At 62.2% G+C, this 18,909-nt stretch carries 17 protein-coding genes; 12 read left to right on the top strand and 5 right to left on the bottom strand.

Annotation, left to right across the window (positions count from 1 at the left end):
• Positions 1–453 precede the first annotated feature (453 nt).
• Positions 454–1,671 (bottom strand): bifunctional glutamate N-acetyltransferase/amino-acid acetyltransferase ArgJ, encoded by a 1,218-nt coding sequence (argJ, locus tag PQU95_RS16475; protein ID WP_272753019.1) that lies wholly within the window; start codon positions 1,669–1,671, stop codon positions 454–456.
• Between the two features lie 75 nt (positions 1,672–1,746).
• Entirely contained in the window at positions 1,747–3,546 is a 1,800-nt protein-coding gene (gene recQ, locus PQU95_RS16470) for a DNA helicase RecQ (protein ID WP_272753018.1), read from the bottom strand.
• A gap of 217 nt (positions 3,547–3,763) precedes the next feature.
• Here recQ and PQU95_RS16465 point away from each other — a divergent pair, with 217 nt between their 5' ends.
• The 4 genes from PQU95_RS16465 (at position 3,764) to PQU95_RS16450 (ending at position 8,595) form a co-directional block, all read left to right on the top strand.
• On the top strand, positions 3,764–4,270 hold the full coding sequence (locus tag PQU95_RS16465) for a surface-adhesin E family protein (protein WP_272753017.1): 507 nt from the start codon (positions 3,764–3,766) through the stop codon (positions 4,268–4,270).
• Positions 4,271–4,353: 83 nt separating this feature from the next.
• Positions 4,354–5,121, top strand: coding sequence for a ParA family protein (locus PQU95_RS16460; protein WP_272753016.1), 768 nt, complete (start codon positions 4,354–4,356; stop codon positions 5,119–5,121).
• A 13-nt stretch (positions 5,122–5,134) separates the two neighbouring features.
• A complete protein-coding gene (locus tag PQU95_RS16455; protein WP_272753015.1) occupies positions 5,135–7,696 on the top strand; it encodes an ATP-binding protein in 2,562 nt (853 codons plus the stop codon).
• A 2-nt stretch (positions 7,697–7,698) separates the two neighbouring features.
• Positions 7,699–8,595, top strand: a complete 897-nt coding sequence (locus PQU95_RS16450) for an ATP-binding response regulator (RefSeq protein ID WP_272753014.1) — start codon at positions 7,699–7,701, stop codon at positions 8,593–8,595.
• Here PQU95_RS16450 and PQU95_RS16445 read toward each other — a convergent pair.
• Complete coding sequence (locus PQU95_RS16445) at positions 8,577–10,790, bottom strand: DNA internalization-related competence protein ComEC/Rec2 (RefSeq protein ID WP_272753013.1); 2,214 nt, start codon at positions 10,788–10,790, stop codon at positions 8,577–8,579. The two genes, PQU95_RS16450 and PQU95_RS16445, sit on opposite strands and share 19 nt — an antisense overlap.
• Positions 10,791–10,884: 94 nt before the next feature.
• On the opposite strand from PQU95_RS16445, the gene PQU95_RS16440 reads away from it, so the two are divergent.
• From PQU95_RS16440 to PQU95_RS16410, 7 genes are all read left to right on the top strand, one after another.
• Positions 10,885–11,688, top strand: a complete 804-nt coding sequence (locus PQU95_RS16440) for a class I SAM-dependent methyltransferase (protein WP_272753012.1) — start codon at positions 10,885–10,887, stop codon at positions 11,686–11,688.
• Between the two features lie 117 nt (positions 11,689–11,805).
• On the top strand, positions 11,806–12,309 hold the full coding sequence (locus PQU95_RS16435; protein WP_272753011.1) for a putative quinol monooxygenase: 504 nt from the start codon (positions 11,806–11,808) through the stop codon (positions 12,307–12,309).
• A 117-nt stretch (positions 12,310–12,426) separates the two neighbouring features.
• A complete protein-coding gene (locus PQU95_RS16430) occupies positions 12,427–12,822 on the top strand; it encodes an acyl-CoA thioesterase (RefSeq protein WP_272753010.1) in 396 nt (131 codons plus the stop codon).
• Between the two features lie 155 nt (positions 12,823–12,977).
• Positions 12,978–13,475: a hypothetical protein gene (locus tag PQU95_RS16425; protein ID WP_272753009.1), complete on the top strand. Its 498-nt coding sequence runs from the start codon at positions 12,978–12,980 to the stop codon at positions 13,473–13,475.
• Positions 13,472–14,140, top strand: a complete 669-nt coding sequence (locus PQU95_RS16420; protein ID WP_272753008.1) for a PspA/IM30 family protein — start codon at positions 13,472–13,474, stop codon at positions 14,138–14,140. The genes PQU95_RS16425 and PQU95_RS16420 overlap by 4 nt, the downstream gene beginning before the upstream one ends.
• Positions 14,137–14,781 carry a YqiJ family protein gene (locus PQU95_RS16415; RefSeq protein WP_272753007.1) on the top strand — a complete coding sequence of 215 codons (645 nt, stop codon included), beginning with the start codon at positions 14,137–14,139 and terminating at the stop codon, positions 14,779–14,781. The genes PQU95_RS16420 and PQU95_RS16415 overlap by 4 nt, the downstream gene beginning before the upstream one ends.
• Before the next feature lie 12 nt (positions 14,782–14,793).
• A complete protein-coding gene (locus PQU95_RS16410; protein WP_272753006.1) occupies positions 14,794–16,491 on the top strand; it encodes a flotillin family protein in 1,698 nt (565 codons plus the stop codon).
• Between the two features lie 48 nt (positions 16,492–16,539).
• Here PQU95_RS16410 and PQU95_RS16405 read toward each other — a convergent pair whose 3' ends face one another.
• On the bottom strand, positions 16,540–16,896 hold the full coding sequence (locus tag PQU95_RS16405) for an antibiotic biosynthesis monooxygenase family protein (protein ID WP_272753005.1): 357 nt from the start codon (positions 16,894–16,896) through the stop codon (positions 16,540–16,542).
• Positions 16,893–18,056: a cytochrome P450 gene (locus PQU95_RS16400; RefSeq protein ID WP_272753004.1), complete on the bottom strand. Its 1,164-nt coding sequence runs from the start codon at positions 18,054–18,056 to the stop codon at positions 16,893–16,895. The genes PQU95_RS16405 and PQU95_RS16400 overlap by 4 nt, the downstream gene beginning before the upstream one ends.
• Positions 18,057–18,130: 74 nt before the next feature.
• Between PQU95_RS16400 and PQU95_RS16395 the strand changes: the two genes are divergently transcribed.
• Positions 18,131–18,811: an ArsR/SmtB family transcription factor gene (locus tag PQU95_RS16395; RefSeq protein WP_272753003.1), complete on the top strand. Its 681-nt coding sequence runs from the start codon at positions 18,131–18,133 to the stop codon at positions 18,809–18,811.
• Positions 18,812–18,909: the final 98 nt, after the last annotated feature.

The raw sequence follows: 18,909 nt of genomic DNA, 5'->3' as shown, positions 1-18,909 counted from the left end.
CGTTTCTCTAAATCTTTGCAGTGCAAGTATTTGGCTTAGCCAGACACTTACACCTATCGGTTATTTGGTCTGTTAAAGAGCGGTGCTGACTGGCTTGTTTCGTTTGCGTCGTCAGCTGATGGAGTGAACTATACGCTTGCGATTTCGACTCGTCAACAGCGTTTTTAAAGAAAAAAGGCAATACACAAACCAAAACACAGCAACACATTGAAAACAAACGATTTTCTAAAACATAAATATCAATAAACTTTTCATCCTTGTGCTGCAATACGCCATGAATCCACATTTCCGCAACTAGAAATGTGATTTTTATGCTGTTTACCAATGTATTTTACGTTTACAGCCTTTTTGGCAAGATAACCCCAGCTTGGTGCATAGCCTGACAGGGTATTCAGTATAGAAAAGAGCCATGCTTGCGCATGGCTCTTGGCAATCTGGCGGTAAAGACCGAGTTTAGCTGCGATAGTCTGCGTTGATCTTTACGTAATCATAGGAGAAGTCGCAAGTCCAGACGGTAGCGTTGGACAAGCCACGGTTCAGCACAACTCTGACGGTGATTTCGTCTTGCTTCATCACACGTTGGCCGTCTTCTTCCTTATAGAGTGGGTTGCGGCCACCGTCTTTGGCTACCAGCACATCGTCCAGATACATTTCCAGGCGGTCGACATCCAGATCGTGAATACCGGCGTAACCGATGGCGGCCAACAGGCGGCCGAGATTAGGGTCGGAAGCAAAGAAAGCGGTCTTCACCAGCGGCGAACGGCCGATGGCGTAGCCGACGGCCTTACACTCGGCAACGGTACGGCCGCCTTCTACCTGTACGGTAATGAATTTGGTAGCGCCTTCACCATCACGAACGATGGCTTGCGCCAGCTCGATGGACACTTCCAGCAGTGCGGCTTTCAGCTGTTCGTAGGCCGGGTGGTTCACGCTATCGATGCGCGGTGCGGCGCTCTGGCCGGTGGAGATCAGCATGAAACTGTCGTTGGTGGACGTATCGCCATCGATGGTGATGCTGTTAAAGCTGAGGTCGGCTACTTCTTTGACCAGTTGGGTCAATACCGGGCGGGTAATGGGTGCATCGGTAGCGATAAAGCCCAGCATAGTGGCCATATTCGGGTGAATCATGCCGGCACCTTTGGCGATACCGGTAATGTTCACGGCCTGGCCATCGATCTGGATGGTACGGCTGGTGGCTTTGGGGGCCACGTCGGTGGTCATGATGGCTTCTGCGGCATCGGCCCAAGTGGCGGGCTGGCGTGTTGGCAGTGCGGTAATGATTTTGTCGACGGGCAGCGGCTCCAGAATAACGCCGGTGGAGAACGGCAGGATCTGTTCTGGCAGGCAGTCCAGCTCTTTGGCCAGTGCAGCGCACACTTCCCGGGCATGCTGGCGGCCGCTTTCGCCGGTACCGGCATTGGCATTACCAGTATTCACTACCAGGGCGCGGATTTGCACGCCGGCGTCCAGGTTTTGTTTACAGATCTGTACTGGCGCGGCGCAGAAGCGGTTTTGGGTGAACACGCCCGCGACGGTATTGCCTTTATCGATACGAATGACCAGCACATCTTTGCGGCCGGGCTTTTTGATACCGGCTTCGGCATAGGCCAGATCTATGCCGGCAATGGGCGCCAATTGGGCATTATCGATAGGCTTGAGATTCACGGGCATGACGTTTCTCCGAAATTTGATGTCGCGCTATTGTAACTGCGCAGGTGCAGCAATGCCATGTGCAGGCTAGCCGGGTCAATCCGCCAGGGCGTCTTGCAGGATTTCCAGCAGTGGCTGGCCATAACGTGCCACTTTCAACTCGCCCAGACCATAAATCTTGCGCAGTGCCAGCAGGCTTTGCGGCTTTTGTAGTACCAGCTCTTGCAGGCTCTTGTCGGAAAATACGGCGTAGGCAGGTACGTTATGTTCGTCGGCCATGCTTTTACGCCAACGGCGCAGTGCTTGCCACAGCCGTTCCTCGCGCTCGGTGCGCAGCCAGCGTTCGGCGTGCACGCTCTGGCGCTTTTTGTCATCCGCCAGGGGGCGCAGTGCAATGCTTTCCTGGCCTTTGAGCAACGGGCGGCAGGCATCGGTCAGCAGTAGCGACTGACCGCGCACAATATCGACTACCAGCAGCTTACGCGCTACCAGCTGGCGGATGATGGAACGCCAGCCTTTCTGGTTCAGTTCGCGACCGATACCAAAGGTAGAAAGCTTGTCGTGGCCAAAGTGGGTAACGCTGGCATTGGGCCGCCCCAGCAACACGTCGATCACGTGGCTGGCGGCAAAGCGTTGTCCCACACGATAAATGCAGGACAGCAGCTTTTGCACCTGCACGGTGGCATCAAAGGTGCTGGGTGGGCGCTGGCAGTTGTCGCACTGGCCGCAGGGCCGGGAGGCTTCGCCAAAGTAAGCCAGGATTTGCTGACGGCGACAGCTGGCGGTTTCGCAGTAGCCCAGCATGGCGTCGAGCTTGTTGAGCTCTACCTGCTTTTGCTGCTCCGGGCTATCTCCGGACTCGATCATCTGTGTCAGCTGCACCATGTCGTTCAGGCCATAGCAGAGCCAGCTGGTAGACGGCAGGCCATCGCGGCCAGCACGGCCGGATTCCTGGTAGAAGTTTTCCGGGCTTTTGGGCAGGTCGATATGAGCGACAAAGCGTACGTCAGGTTTATCGATACCCATACCAAAAGCAATGGTGGCTACCATGACCAAACCGTCCTCACGCAGGAAGGCACGCTGGTTGGCCTCGCGCTCGGCGTGGCTCATGCCGGCGTGGTAGGGCAAGGCACGGATACCGTTTTCGCATAGCCACTGGGCGGTGTCATCCACGCGCTTGCGCGACAGGCAGTACACAATGCCGGAGGCACCAGGGTAGTCGTTTTCGATAAAAGCCAGCAGCTGCTTCTTGGCACTGTCTTTTTCGACTACCTGATAAAACAGATTGGGACGGTCAAAGCTGGTCACAAACTGACGCGCATCCTGTAGCTGCAGGTAGTGCAGCATATCGGCGCGGGTTTCTGCATCGGCGGTGGCGGTCAGTGCGATACGCGGCACCTGCGGCCAACGTTGAAACAGCACGCCCAGCTGCTGGTATTCAGGGCGGAAGTCATGCCCCCATTGGCTGACGCAATGCGCCTCGTCGATGGCAAACAGGCTGATTTGCGGCAGGCTGGCCAGAAAATCGAGAAAACGCGGGCTGAGCAAGCGCTCTGGTGCTACGTACAGCAAGTCCAGGTCGCCATAGCGTGCCGCGTAGGCAATATCCCGGGCATCGTCCTGGCTGGTGGCCGAATTCAGGCAAGCGGCTTTGACCCCGGCTTCGCGCAGGGCGGCAACCTGGTCTTGCATCAGCGCGATCAGCGGGGAGACCACCACCGCTACGCCGGGCCGTAGCAGGGCAGGAATCTGGAAACACAGGCTTTTGCCACCGCCGGTAGGCATCAGCACCAGCGCATGGCCGCCCTGTGACACGTGCTCGATGATATCGGCTTGCATGCCTCGGAAGGCGGGGTAGCCAAAGGTGTTCTGGAGTAGGTTAAGTGCGTCCTGCATCGGCTTTCCTGCGAGAAGACCGCCATTGTACGCAAAAAAAGCGGCCACCCGAGGATGGCCGCGCACAATAAATACCTGGAGACAAAGTGAAACAATGAAGAGTGATGGCACTCGAAAGCTTCGAATGCTGCACGCCAGGCAAGTTCCCGCCGCTTTGGCTTTGCCTGCGAGTATGCGAGACTTCTTGCCAATCAATCATTGCCCAGCGAGCTACACCATGAAGCCATACCTGATCCCCGCCCTTTTGCTTGCCAGCCTACTGGCAGGCTGTGCCAGCACACCGCGCCCTACCCCGCCACTGACCACAAAACCCGGTACGCCCGGCATCAGCAACCGGCCAGCACAAACCGTCAAACCCGTGGCTACGCCGAACGCCGAGTGGGTCATCATGGGTGTCACACCCAACGGTAATATCCTGCACGAAGTAGACAAGCTGAGCCTGCAGCGCAAAGGAACGCTGGTACAGTTTCGCGACCGCAAGACCATCTTCAACCCGAAAAAAGAAAACTTCCTGAACACCCCGCGCCACAAGCAATCCATCAATTACTGGGAGGTTGACTGCGCGGCTGCAACATTCCGCCTGACCCGCATGATTCTGCTGGATGATAATGGCCGGGAAATCATTAACCGCACCTATAATGACAGCGAAATTCGCGCTATGCCGGTAGTACGCCAGTCTGCTGGCTTCCAGCAGGTGGACTATGTGTGCAAACAGCAAGCGTAATACGCCAGGCCGGCCCGGCTAACAAACAGACTTGCGGCCAACTACGTGCCAGGCGCTAACCGTTGACTATGTAAAGGGTGATCATGCGTCGTGTGGTATTCAATCAGAAAGGCGGGGTGGGCAAATCCACTATTACCGTAAACCTGGCTGCCGCAGCAGCCCAGGCGGGCAAGCGCGTTTTACTCATTGACCTGGACCCGCAGGGCAACGCCAGCCACTACCTGACTGGTAGCCATACGCCGCCGGCGAATAATGCGGCCGGCTTTTTCAACCAGATGCTCACCATCAGCATGTTTGAAAAAGCCCCGGCTGAATTTATCGCGCCTACCGCTCACACGGGGCTGGACCTGTTGGCATCCCACCCGGAGCTAAGCGAGCTGATGGTCAAGCTGGAGGCGCGCTACAAGATGTTCAAACTGCGGGAGGTACTGTTACAGCTGGACACCAGCTATGACGAAATCTGGATAGATACGCCCCCGGCACTAAACTTCTACACCCGCTCGGCGCTGATTGCCGCACAGCGCTGCCTGATTCCGTTCGATTGCGATACGTTCTCGCGTCACGCCCTGCTCGGCTTGCTGGATAGCGCGGCAGAGATTCGCGCCGACCACAACCCGGAACTGCAGATAGAAGGCATCATCGTCAACCAGTACCAGCCGCGGGCCAGCCTGCCGGCACGCATGGTGCAAGCCTTGCGCGACGAAGGCCACCCTGTGTTGTCGCCGCCACTGTCCGCCTCGGTAAAAATCCGAGAATCCCACGAGCGCAGCCTGCCCATGGTCTACCTGGACCCGAAGCACAAACTAGCGCAGGAATTCACCCAGCTGTATCAGAACCTGGCAACAGGCTGAACAGCCGCAGCCCATGAAACCCACCCAGGAAACCCGGCTCATCTGGCTAGCCAGCATCTTGCTGGCGCTGGGTATCTGGCTGCTGGCCTTGCTGCTGCAGGAGCGCGAAAACCAGACTGCCTACCGTAACCAGCAACTGACGCAAGCCACCTTGCAGCTGGAGCACCTGACGCAACGGATGCAGCAACTCAGCCAGGCAGGGCAAACGGCTACCGAACTGCTCACCAGCACACACGACCGCACCCCGCATGGCACTTTTGAACACTACGCACCCTATGTGCTGGGCGCCAGCGAGGCATTTGACTTCGTTGCGCTGATCGAGCGCATCTCCCCTATGCAGCGCCGTGCCATAGAAGAACAACAAAGCCTGAGTATCAGGGAGTTTCGGGGTAGCCAGCTCGGCAACGCTGGCGCACGCGCCATGCACTTTGTCGCCAGCTTGCAACACCCGGACGATGGCAAGGCACTGCCTTCCCGGCTGGACCTTGGCGCAGAGCCTGCGGTTTACCACGCCCTGGTACAAGCCAGTGCCAGCGGGCAGCCGGTAATCGTGCGCATTCGTGCCGGCAACTTGCAGCGCATGGCCATTTTTTTCAGCCCCAAGGCCAAATCCCAAGCCGTCATGGTGATGTTCGGCCTGAATAACGATGCACTTCTGGCCAGACTGAACAAAGATACCCCGCCCGCCCTGCAGCTACGGCTACGCCTACTGCTGAACGGCAACCCCACCGTACTGATGGTAGACAGCCATCCCGGCAAACCCGTTACCACACTGCCGCTGCTCAGTGCCACACGCATTATCGGCGGCCAGCGCATCAGCTTTGAACTTAGCCCGCTCAATGACAGCCCGCCTCCTGGCTACCAGCAATGGCCACTGGCGCTAGGTACGCTGCTAGCGCTAGGCATATTGATTGCGGGCGGACGCTACTACAACAGGGGCAATCTGCAGGAAATCGGCCAGCAGAACAGCGCACTGTCGACGTTGCAACAAAGTAATCAGGTACTACGCCTGCAGCATGCACAACAACAGCAGCACATAACGCCGCTGCAAGAAGCAGAAGAACGCTACCGCCGCATGCTGCACGACGCGGCAGATGGCATGCTGCTATTGTCCGAACAGGGCGAGGTACTGGAAGTCAACCCTGCGGCTGCGGCCCTGATCGGCCAGCCACGAGAAGCCTTGCTGCACTTGCCTGCCGGTGCGCTGATCAGCGAGCTGCACTGCCGTAATGGCTTGCGTTTCGAGCAGCACGCCTCCCCGCTGCTGGGGCTGCCATTCGAGGCTATGCTGATTTGCGACCAGTCCTTCATGCTGCAAGTCGAGCTTAGCCTGAGCCTGATACGCCCGCAGCTATCAGCCCCGATCTACCTGGTTGTCTGCCGCAATATTGCCGCCCGCAAAGAACGCGAGGCGGCACTGATACGCCTGAAAGACTCGCTGGCCGAGCAGGTAGAAACACAGAACCGGCAACTTACCGCCTTGCTGGATGCCAGCCCTATGGCCATGGCCTATATCGTGGACCGCCAGTTCAAACAGGTAAACAAAGCCTTTCTGGAACTGTTTTCCCGTGAAGAAAGCAGCACCGTAGACCACTCTACCCGCCTGATCTACGACAGCGATGAACACTTTCTGCGCACCGGGCGCCTGATCTACCCGCTGTTATACGAAGGCCAGGTAACGCAAAACACCCTGCGTCTGCAGCGGGGAGATGGCAGCATGCTATGGGTAAACATGTACGGTCGCGCGGTGAAGCCGGACACCCCGGGCCTGGGCTCGGTATGGCTGTATCAGGACATATCCACGCAGCGCAATACCGAAGAAGCCCTGCGCCAGGCGCGTGATCTGGCCGAAGAAACCAGTCGCGCCAAAACCGAGTTTCTAGCCAATATGTCACACGAGCTGCGCACACCACTGCACGCCATCCTGGGCTTTGCCGAAATGGGCGAAGCACGCAGCCACGGCGGCGATGGCAACAAGATCGCCCACTGCTTCGAGCGTATACACAATAGCGGCAGCCGGCTGCTTTCCCTGCTGAACGACCTGCTGGACCTGGCCAAAATGGAAGTCGGCAAGATGGACTACCAGTTTTCGCGCAGCGACCTGGAGCAAGTGGTGCGCGAAGCGGTAGAAGATTTGCGCGGCCAGGCCGGCAAAGGCCACGTCACGCTGGTACAGCTCCCCGCACCGTCGCGGCTACAGGCAGAAATGGACCCGTTCCGCATTGGCCAGGTCGTGCGTAATCTGCTGGCCAATGCCATCAAGTACAGCCCCGGCGGTAGCCGGGTAGAAATCAGCTTTAACCTGACGCCCGGCCAACCTGCGCGGCTGCACGTGAGCGTACGCGACCATGGCCCGGGCGTACCGCAAGGTGAGCAAGAACGCATCTTCGACAAATTCATCCAGAGCAGCCTGACCAAAACCGGCGCGGGCGGCACCGGCTTGGGTCTGGCCATCAGCCGCGAGATCATCAGCGCCCACCAGGGCGTGATATCGGTGCGCAATGCCACCAACGGTGGCGCCATTTTCAGTTTCACACTGCCGCAAACACACAGCGTACCGCACAAGGAGAGCTAAGCATGGGCAAGCGCCTGCTATTGGTAGACGATGAGCCATTCAATCTGGAGCTGATGACCGAGCTGCTGCAAGATGCCGGCTACGACACAGTACAGGCCGAAGACGGCGAGGCCGCCTGGCAGATACTGCAGCAAGAAGGCGAAACGTTCTCTGCCGTGCTGCTGGATAAAATGATGCCCGGCATTAGCGGCTTCGACCTGCTGCGCCGCATGAAATCCTCCAGCAAACTGGCCTTTGTGCCCGCCATCATGCAAACCGCGGTGGGTGCCGCCGCCAGCGTGCAGGAAGGCCTGTCATCCGGTGCGTTTTATTACCTCACCAAACCGTTCTCGCGCGACATGCTGCTGGCCGTGGTGGCTGCCGCCGCCGTGCACTGGGACCGCCACCAGCACTTTAAAGAACTGGCCAGCCAGCAAGCCGGCGCGCTGCGGCATATGAATAGCGCCAGCTTCAGCTTTCATAACCTGCAGGAAGCGCAACACGTTACCTCGCTGCTGGCCAAAGCCAGCCCGCACCCGGAAAAGGTCGCCACAGGGCTGTTCGAGCTGATCGTCAACGCGATCGAACACGGCAATCTGGAAGTCAGCTACCAGGAGAAAACCCGGCTACAAAGCCTGGAACAGTGGGAAAGCGAGCTGGAAAAGCGGCTGGCCGACCCGCGCATGGGGCAGCGCCGCGTCTATGTAGACATGGCTCGCGATGCCCAGGCCCTGCGCTTTACCATCCGCGACGAAGGCCAGGGTTTTGACTGGCAGAACTTTCAGGACAGCGCGCCGGACACCCTGCTATCCAGCCACGGCCGCGGCATCCTGATTGCCCGCAAGCTCTCGTTCGACCAGCTGGACTACCTGGGCAACGGCAATACCGTGGTCGCCACCACCTACCTGGCCGCCCAGTAAGGCTGCCAGCCCTGGCGCACGGCAGCCAGCTGTAGCTGCGGCCCCAGTTTCAACTGCACCGCGCCCTGGGTATCGGTACGCCACACGGTAACGCCGCCTGTGTGCAAGCGGGACAGCACCTCGGCGTGCGGGTGACGATAACGGTTCTGGTAGCCGGCACTCACAATAGCATGCTGTGGCTGCAGTACCGCCAGCCAGTCGGCACCACTGGCGGTACGGCTGCCGTGATGGCCCAACACCAGCACCTGGCTACGCAGTGCCGTACCGTATTGCCGCAACAGGGTGTTTTCCACCGCCAAAGTGGCGTCACCGGTCAGCATCAGCGCCTGGGTAGGCGTAGCGACCCGCAGCACGCAGCTCAGGGCATTGTCCTCCCCCCGGCTCGTCGCCGTAGGCCACAGCACATCAAAGCGTATGCCGTCCCACACCCAGCTTTGCCCGGCCAGGCAAGGTTGGCCGCGCCAGCCGGCGGCACTACCGGCTTGCCCGCGAAACAACCGGCGCACCGGAAACTGCTGCAACAAGGTATCGGCCGCGCCGTCGTGGTCGGTATCGTGATGCGATAGCAGCAAGGCATCCAGCTGCACGACACCACGCGCGCGCAACACCGGCAGCAGCACGCGCCCCGCCTCCCCCGCCCCCGTATCAAACAGCAGATCGTGCCGCGCGGTATGCAGCAGCACTGCCAAGCCCTGATCTACGTCGATCACCTCGGCCCACAGCTCGCCTGCAGGCGGGCGTGGTGCGCGGTATAACAGCAGAGGTAATAGCAGTAACACACCCCAGCTACGCCAGGCACGGCCCAGGGGCAGCAGCCACACCAGGCTGCCCAGCAGGCCGGCTAGCCACAGCTGCCATGGCAGAAGCGGCCTGCGGTAAGGCGGCCACTGCGCGAGCCAGTCCGCCCCCCACCAGAAAACATGCGCGGCCTGGCCGGCTAGCCAGGCCAGGCTGTCAAATGGCCAGACTGCGGCCAACAATACCAGCGGGGTCAACACGAAAGACACCAGCGGAATAGCCAGGGCATTCGCTAGCGGCGACAGCCAGGGAAAGCTGCCAAACAAACATAACAGCGGCACAAACGAGGCCAGCGTGGCGCGCCACTGCGCCCACAAGGCCGCTTGCCAGGCCGCTGGGCGCTGCCTCAGTCCTACCTCGCCGGCAATCAACGCCCCCACCAGGCCAAACGACAACCAGAAGCCGGCCGCCAGCACGGCAAACGGGTCCAGCAGCAAAACTACCGTCAGCGCCGCCAGCCATACCTGCAATGCCGACAAGCCACGGTGCAGTGCCAGCGCCACGCACACGGTCAGCAGCATCCATACCGTGCGCTGGGTCGGTACCGACAAACCCGCCAGCAGCGCATACAGCAGCGCAGCCACCGCCCCGGCCCACAAGGGCAGCATGGCCGGTACGCGCGGCCAACGCCGCCGCAGCAGGCTGGCAGCCCAGGCCACCAGCGACGCCACCAGGGTAATGTGCAAACCCGACACGCTGACGATATGCGTCAGGCCGGTAGCCGATAGCGCGTCCCACTGCGCACGCTCTATGGCCTGCTGCGCCCCCACCGCCAGCGCGGCCAACAGGGCGCCATCGCGCGGCTCGCCTTGCCCGGCCAGGCGCACGGCAATACGTTCGCGCAGCGCGTCCAGCCATGCCTGTGCATCCCGCCCGGCAGCAGGCCGGGGGTAGCGCGCCTTGCCCACGGTACCGGTGGCCAGTATCCCCTCGCTCCAGAACCAACGCTCAGCGTCAAAACCCGCTACGTTGGCCGCACCGTGCGGCTGCCGCAGCCGTACCGACAGTTCCCAGCGGCTACCGGCTGGCCACGGCCGCTGGCGGTAATCGTTCAACAGCAATACCGGTGGCAACGCTACCCCGGCCTGCTGCACCGCAAAGCGAAAGCGCGTACCAAACTCGCCCGGGTCCGCCAAGCCGCGCACCACGCCCTGCACGTGCAGCACACTGCCCGCCAGCGCCGGGTCCAGCCGCTGCGCCAGGCGCAGCTCGCCCCGCCAGCTGGCGTAGCTCAACCCCAGGCTGAACCACAGCAAGGCACACAGCCAGGCACGGCGGCGGCGCCACCACAGCGGCCACAGCATCAGCCAAAACGCCGGCAACAAAAACCAAGGCGGCAGCGCAGGCAATAGCGCACACAGCACGATACCGGCGCACAGGAAGGCAAGCTTGTACATGGCACCATGCTAGCCAGCGTATTTATCGACAGGCAAAGCAGTTGCCGCGCACGGTGCGATACCGTATCTTCGCCGCGTCAAAAAAGGAAAAACCATGCACGCCACGCCCTTGTACTGCGCCGAAAGCGCCCGTCGCGACACCGCCGAAAGCCTGGCCGCACGCTTTGCCCTGCCGCTGGTCAAACAGCGCCCGGACAGTGGCTACTGGCTGGAGCTGGGCCCGCAGCGACTGGAGCTGGTCACTACCGGCAAGCACGGCGCGGTGTACGCCGAGTTTGTAGAAGGTGCCGCCAAGCACCGCCGTGAACAGGGCGGCGGCCGCGGCCAACCCGTAGCCAAAGCGGTAGGGTTGAAAGGCGCCAAAGACCTGCCGCGTATCGTGGACGCCACCGCCGGCCTGGGCGGCGACAGCTTTGTGCTGGCCACGCTGGGCTGTGAGGTGACCATGCTGGAACGCTCGCCGGTGGCCGCCGCGCTGCTGTTCGACGCACTGGAGCGCGCCAGCGTGCATCCGGATACCATGGACATCGCCGCGCGCATGACGCTGATTCACGCCAACGCCATCAACTGGCTGGCCGAGCAGGCCGAATTACCGTGGGAACAGCGCCCGGAAGTGGTGTTTGTCGACCCGATGTTCCCCGATACCGACAAGAAAAGCGCAGCCGCCAAGAAAGGCATGCAAGCCTTCCAGCACGTCATCGGCGACGACATGGACAGCGCTGCGCTGCTGGAAACCGCTATCACCGCCGCCACCGGGCGCGTAGTGGTGAAGCGCCCGCAACGCGGCGTGCCCATCGAAGGCGTCAAGCCATCTGTGGTGCTGGACGGCAAGTCCACCCGCTTCGACCTGTACGTGATCAAGGCGCTGCGGCCGCAGGACTTTGTTGGCCGCGACTAGGCTTGGTCGTGCCGCCACAGCAACAAGGGCAAGCCTGCGGCTTGCCCTTGTGCTTTTATGCATCACCCACGCCATGGCACAATACCGAATCATTCTAAAAGCATATCCGGTGATGCCATGCCTACGCCCATCAAACTTGCCATCCTGATCGACACCCTGCCCGGCCGTGGTGAAGAGCAAGTACAGGCTTTTGCCTCACTGGCACCGCGCATACGCGCCGAAAAAGGCTGCCTCGCCTACCAGCTGCACCGCGTGCCCGGGCAGGACGACCGCTTCGTGCTGACCGAAAGCTGGGCCAGCGCCGCCGACCTGGCCGCCCACGACGCCAGCGAGCACATGCAGGACGCGGCCCCGTGGCTAGCCAGCTTTCGCGCCGGGCCGGTTACCGTGCTGCCGCTAGAAGAGGTACATCCGGCCCCGCCCCCTGCCGCGCCCAAAAGCGACAACAGTTTGCCGCCCTTCATGGCTAGCAGCATCCTGATCGGTACTGCATTGGCAACGCTGGCGCAACATTACTGGCCGCTCGGCACCAGCCTGCTGGCCAGCGTCGGCGGCATGCTGCTCATGCAACGCTGGCTGCAGGCCTGCCAACAGCGCGGCTGGCTGCCCGGCCGCCGCTGATGCGGCCAACCCTCCCGCCCTGGCCCCCCCTGCGCTACACTGCCCTCCCCGTGTCCGGCGCCCACGCGGCACAGACTGCCCGCGCCGCCTTGCAACCCTTGCCTATGGAGCCCGCCGATGGCTGTTTTTTCCCTGGAAATGAAAGTACGCGATTACGAATGCGATATGCAGGGCATCGTCAACAACGGTGTCTACTTCAACTACCTGGAACACGCCCGCCACGAATTCCTGCTGGAAAAAGGCATCGACTTCGCCCAGCTGGCGCGCGACAAGGTGAACCTGGTGGTGGTACGCGCCGAGCTGGACTACAAAGGCTCGCTCACCAGCGGCGACCGCTTTGCCGTGACCGTGGCTTACGAGGCCGTGTCCAAGGTGCGCTTCGGCTTCCGCCAGCAAGTGATCCGCCTGGCCGACAACAAAGTGGTGCTGGAAGGCCTGGTCATCGGCACCGCCATCAACGAACGCGGCCGCCCGGCTATTCCGGCCGACTTCGCCGCCAGTCTGGCGGAGTAAGACTGAGCTTAGTCCCCGTTCTACCGCCCCGGCACTCGCCGGGGCGTTTTGCTGTTACCACCGATACCACACCCTGCCGCCCCCTACCCTGGCCGTTGTTTACATTTGAATGCGCCCTATGCATACTCGCATAGGATATGACAAGGAGGTGCAGCATGAGTCAGCAAATGGCCCCCCTCTCTGCCCGCATACCGGCAGATCTCTACACCTGGTTGGCCGCATTGCAGCTGGATGGTGCCACCACCACCAGCGACAAACTGCGCATTCTGCTTGGCCAGCTCAAAAAGGAAGAAGACATCCTGGCCGACCCGGCGCAGGCCCACGTGTGGCTAGGCGAGCGGCTTTACCCACTGCGCCAGGCACTGAACCGCATCGAGCTGCAAAGCGGCCAGCACAGTGACGCACTCACACTGCTACTGCAGCACAGCACCCAGCTGATGGCGCTGCTGCTGGCCAGCCAGCCGCACACCCAGGCGCAAGCCACCGAGCTGGAAGCACAACTGGTCAGCCACACATTGCGCATGGCCGAGCTACTACTCCGCCAGGGGCTGGGCCCGCAGCATGCCAGCTACGACCCCGACGTGATCCACCAGGGCATAGGCGGCATCGTCGCCCTGGCCGCGCTGTACCCCACACCAAGGAGCGAGACATGAGCGATACGCTGAAATCACGGGTTGGCCGCATTATTGCCGGCAGCGTCAATGCCCTGCTGGACCGCCTCGAAGACCAGCAACCGGAAGCCATGATGGCGCAAAGCCTGCGCGAGCTGGATACCCTGCTGGACGATGTCCGCCACGAGCTGGGCAAAACCTCGGCCAACCTGCACCTGGCACGGCAGCAACACGCGCGCTTGAACCAGCAACACCAGACGCTGGCCGAGCATATCGAACATGCAATTGCCGAAGGGCGTGACGACCTGGCCCAGGCCGCCATTGCACGACAAATCGACATCGAAGCCCAGCTGCCGGTAATGGATGCCAGCCTGGCCGAGCTGCACACCAGCGAACAAACCCTGGCCGGCTATGTGGCCGCCCTGCAAGGCAAGCAGCGCGAGCTGGCCGATACCTTGCAGGCTTACCAGCTCAGCCGCAAACAGGCTGCGCTACCCGCCGGCGCAGCAACCGAGCCGGGCATCGCACAGCGCCTGGAACAAGTCGCCCGCGGTTTTGAAAACGTCTACCAGCGCCAGACCGGCCTGGGCCTGCCCGCGGCACAAGCCAGCCTGCATCAAGCCAGCCAGCTGCAGTCGCTGGAAAACCTGGTACGCGAGCAGCAGATTGCCCAGCGGCTGGCCAGCATCAAGGCAGGCAAGGCATGAGCTGGTTCACCGCCACCGCCACCTGGCCGTTCTGGGTCGCCCTGCTGCTGATTCTGGGCATCGCCGTGCTGGAAGGCATCGGCCTGCTGCTGGCGGTGAGCCCCAGTAATGCACTGGATGCCTGGCTACCCGACTTTGACGACGCCGAATGGCTGGGCCGCGTGCTGGGCTGGCTGCACTTGGGCCGGCTCCCCTCGCTGGTGCTGCTGTTGTTATTCCTCACCGGCTTTGCCTTGTTTGGCTTTGCCTTGCAGCACCTGTTGCTGACGCTGACAGGCCATGCCTTGCCCGCCATCATCGCCAGCCTGCTCGCCATCCCCGCAGGCCTGGCCGGCACGCGCAGCCTGGGCGGCCTGCTGGTACACGTGTTGCCGCACGACGAAAGTAGCGCGGTGAGCGACCAAAGCTTTGTTGGCCGCAGCGCCATCATCAGCGCCGGCCACGCGCGGCGCGGGCTGGCAGCGCAAGCCAGGGTAAAAGATCAGCATGGCCGCACCCACTATCTGATGGTGGAGCCCGACCTGGAAGACCAATTTCTGGCCGAGGGCAGCGAAGTGCTGCTGGTCAGCAAGCCCGGCAGCTTTTATCGCGGCATTCCCCATCCGCACCCGACCCAACCGTCCGATACAACATCACACTAAGGAACCCTCTACATGGACAACCTGATCGGCATTGGCAGCATCGCCGTCATCCTCTTGCTGGTACTGGTGACCATCGGTGTCATCTTTGCCCGGCTTTACAAACGCGCGACCAAGGAAATCGCCTTCGTGCGCACCGGCCTTGGCGGCCAGAAAGTCATCATGGACGGCGGCGCCATCGTGCTGCCGGTGTTCCACGAGCGCGTGCTGGTAAACATGAACACGCTGAAGCTGGAGGTGCTGCGCCGCGGCAAGGAAAGCCTGATTACCAAAGACCGTATGCGTGTCGATGTGACCGCGGCCTTCTTTGTGCGCGTCAAACAGACCGAAGAAGCCATCAGCACCGCCGCGCAAACGCTGGGTGCCCGTACCATGAGCCCGGAAGAGCTCAAATCGCTGGTGGAAGACAAGTTTGTGGATTCGCTGCGCGCCACCGCTGCCACCATGTCGATCCAGGATCTGCAAGACATGCGCCGCGACTTCGTGCAGGCCGTACAGAACGCCGTGGCCGAAGATCTGGAAAAGAACGGCCTGGAACTGGAATCGGTGTCGCTGACCAGCCTGGACCAGACCGACAAGCAATTCTTCAACCCCGACAACGCGTTTGATGCCGAAGGCCTGACCCGCCTGACCGAGCAGACCGAGGCCCGCCGCAAGCAGCGCAACGACGTGGAGCAGGATACCGAGGTTCAAGTGCGCACCAAGAACCTGGAAGCCACCCGTCTGAAGCTGACGATAGACAAGGACCAGGAATTCGCCAGCCTGTCACAGACGCGCGAAATCGAAACCTTGCGCGCCGAACAAACGGCCCAGATTGCCACCCAGCAAGCGGAACGCAACCGCGAAGCGGAATCGGCCAAGATCGAGGCTGAACGCCAGGTGAGCCAGAAGCGTATCGAGGCCGAGCGCGAAATCCGCGCCGCCGAAATCGACAAGAATCTGGCGATCCAGAGCCGGGAAATCGAGCTGGAACGCCAGACCGAAGTGAAACGTGCCGAGCAGCGCAAACAGGTGGAAATGGCGCGCCAGGACATGCAGATTGCCATTGCCAACAAGTCGCGCGAGCAGTCTGAAGCCGACGCGGCGGCCAACCAGGCACGCGCAGAAGCCGTCAAAGCAGAAGAAGCGGTGAACACCGCCCGCGAAGTGGCAGTGGCCGAACGCGACAAGGAAATCCAGCTGATCGAAGCGGCCAAGGATGCCGAGCAGAACGCCATCGCCGTGAAAGTGGCGGCCAACGCGGAGAAGGAAGCCGCCATCGACCGCGCCGAGGCACTCACTATCGAAGCGCAGGCCAAACAGGCGGCGGCACTGGCCGAGGCCGAAGGCCGCCGTGCCATCAACAACGCGCTGAACACGCTGTCGGCCGCGCAGATCGACCTGCAAGTACGCACCCTGCTGCTGCAACAGCTGCCAGCCATCCTGGAACAGGCCGTACGGCCGATGGAGAAGATCGACTCGATCCGCATCTTCCAGGCCAACGGCTTACCCGGCACCACGGCGAACGGCGGCGATGGCGGCACGGGCCAACAGGCCACCTTCCCGGAGCAGGTGATGAACTCGGCCTTGCAGTATCAGATTGCCAAGCCGATTGTGGACGCCGTGATGAAAGATGCCGGCCTGTCCAATGATGGCATCACCGGCATGGCCACCGTACTATCCGGCATGCTGGGCAAGGCTGACAACGCACCGGCACTGGACACCCAAAGCTAAGTGCACAAGGTGGCCGTTGCTAGCGGCGGCCACGCTCGCCACACTGCATCACACCTGGCCGGTAGCGTGATAACCCGCGCTGTCGGCCGGCGCTTGCTGGCGCTCCACCATGCCGTAATCGCGCACTACCTCCGCCACACGTAGCTGGTAATCGGCAAACACGCCGCCGCGGCCGGCCAGCTGTGCCGTGCGGTGCGCTTCCAGCTGACGCCAGGCGGCCAATGCCGCTTCGTCCCGCCAGTAGGAGAGCGACAGCAGCTTGTCCGGATGGCTCAGGCTCTGGAAGCGCTCGATGGAGATGAAACCCTCACTCTGCGCCAGTAGCGGGCGCAGCTGCGCCGCCAGGTCCAGGTAGTCGGCCTGGCGCCCCGGCGCCAGCGTTACTTCAAACAAAACGGCCATCATGCCGTGTCTCCTTTTTCAAGCGCATCAAAATGGCGCCAGCGCACATTGGCAGGCGGGTGAAACTGCTGGCTGGCGGCCAGTTGCCGCCACGGCATGCGCCGCCGCAGGCAGTGCTGCAACAGCGCGTGGCAGGCCGCCAGCGCAATACGGCTACCCGGGCAACGGTGTGCGCCGGCGCCAAAGCCGTGCTCGCGCCGGCCGCGCTGCAGGCGAAACGCCAGTGGCTCGGCGTGGCAGGCCGGGTCCAGGTTGGCTGCTGCCAGCAATACCAGCACCCGCTGGCCAGCCGTAACCGGCTGGCCGCACAGCTCGCCATCCTGCTGCACAAAGCGCCAGCTGTGCTGCACCGCCGCGTCCAGACGCTGGCTTTCGGCAATGAAAGCCGGCAGCCCGCGCGGGGCCACACGTAGCTGACGGCGCAAGCGCGGTGCCTGCGCCAGCCGGTATAGCGCATTGGCAAGCAATGCGGCGCTGGCATCATGCGTCTGCTGCAGTAGCGCCAGCAGGTTGGCCGCACGCCACTCGGCGTCGGGCCAGGCGGCGGCCAGCGCCCGCCACAGCGGTGTGGCAACCGGCGGTGGCGGGCGGGTGATGGCCAGCAAAGCGGCCAGTGCGGTTTCGGCTGCCGCGATCTGCGCCTCGCTGGCAGTGGTCGCCAGCCCGGCCAGCAGGCTGCCCAGCTGCGCCCGAGCCGCCGCCCCGGCCTGCGCCGGCATGCCGAGCAGCGTCGCCACCAGGTGCAGCGGCAGTTGCAAGCACATGGCGTCCACGGCTGCCGCGCTACCTTGCCGCAACAACGGCTGGCAAGCGGCGATGGCGCTGTGCGCGGCCCCATCCAGCTCGACATGGCTCAAGGCGGCCAACGCTTGCAGCAGGGCGGCTTTGCCGGCCAGATGCGCAGGACCATCGCGCTGGCGCAACAGGCGGCTAAACAATGCCCCTAGCGCCCGGCCTTGCAAAGCGGCTGGCAATGGCTGGCCGGCTGGCCGGACGCCACATAGCGGGCTGTGCAGTACCGCGGCTACCGTAGCCGCACTGGCCGCGACCCACACCGCCAGCTCGGCATCAAAATAAAACGGCCGGGCCGCGGCCGCGGCGCTGTACCACGCTGCCGGGCAGGGCTGATGGGCCGCCGACAAGGGGGAAACGTGTTGTGTCATGTGTGTACTCCTCGATCACCATGGCGCATGCTAGGCTGCAAGCATTGTGCGATGTTTCAGCGTGACGTGAAGTGATGAACGACGATCTACCGGATATCAGCCGGCTGGCCGGCTTGCTGGCCGACCCAGGCCGCAGCCGCATGCTGCTGGCACTGCTGGAAGGCCGCATGCTGCCGGCCAGCGACCTGGCCCGTGCGGCCAACCTGTCGGCCCAGGCCGCCAGCAACCACCTGGCACGCATGCTGGACGGCGGCGTGTTGCGGGTGGAAAACCGTGGCCGTTACCGCTACTACGCGCTGGCCAATAGCCAGATGGCGCACGTGATCGAAGCGCTAGCCTGCGCCGCGCACGGCCAGGATGTGCTGCGGCCAACCCTGCGCCCCAAGGGCGACGCCGAGCTACGGCTGGCGCGTACCTGCTACCGCCATCTGGCCGGGCAACTGGGCACGCAGCTGTGCGAGGCGATGCAGGCGCACGGCTACCTGCAACGCGACACGGGTAGCGCCATGATGCTGACCGTAGCAGGTGCCGACTGGCTGCAGCAGGCACTGGGTATGGATAGCGGGCAACTGGCCGGTAAAGCCTGCCTGGACTGGAGCGAACGGCGCGACCATCTGGCCGGGCCGCTGGGCGAGGCCATCTGCCACGCCTTCCTGGCGCAGGGGCTGGTTTGCCGGCGGCCGGGCAGGCGTTCGCTGCAAGTCACCGCAGCAGGGCTGCGTTTACTGCAAACGCAACTGGGCATTCAGCTGTAACGGGGGCTGTCATCAACCGTCACAAACCGTTACCCTGTTTGCGCAAACGCTTGGCCACAAACATGGTCAAATACGGGCAATAAACGAATCATCGAGGG

The organism is Vogesella aquatica (genome assembly GCF_028548455.1).
Lineage (GTDB): Bacteria > Pseudomonadota > Gammaproteobacteria > Burkholderiales > Chromobacteriaceae > Vogesella > Vogesella aquatica.
This window is presented reverse-complemented; position numbering and strand designations above follow the sequence as displayed.